Annotated in this window: 1 protein-coding gene; it reads right to left on the bottom strand. The window is 66.9% G+C overall.

The genetic code is table 11. The annotated features are described in order from the left end of the window. A partial coding sequence (locus tag H2O73_RS21955; protein ID WP_220457772.1) for a hypothetical protein occupies positions 1 to 257 on the bottom strand: 257 nt, incomplete at both ends.

The following is a 257-nucleotide window of genomic DNA, read 5'->3' as shown; positions in this document are numbered from 1 at the left end:
CGGTCCCGTCGGCGCCTGTGCACCGGGCTTACCACCGGGCTCCTGCGGCTTGCTCTGCAATGCCTGACCGAATGCGCCGGCGAGGTTGGGCGCCGCGGCCGCCATGCCACCGACGGCACCGGCGACGCGTCCGAGCCAGCCACCCTGGATATCGGCGAGGGGACTACCGTTCGGCAGGAACGTCTCCATGAGTCCCTGCACCGCGATACCGGCAACCTGACCGCCGTACTGGATCGCTCTATTAATCTCATCTATTC

It is taken from the genome of Vibrio marinisediminis (assembly GCF_014050145.1).
GTDB classification, from domain to species: domain Bacteria; phylum Pseudomonadota; class Gammaproteobacteria; order Enterobacterales; family Vibrionaceae; genus Vibrio; species Vibrio marinisediminis.
This window is presented reverse-complemented; position numbering and strand designations above follow the sequence as displayed.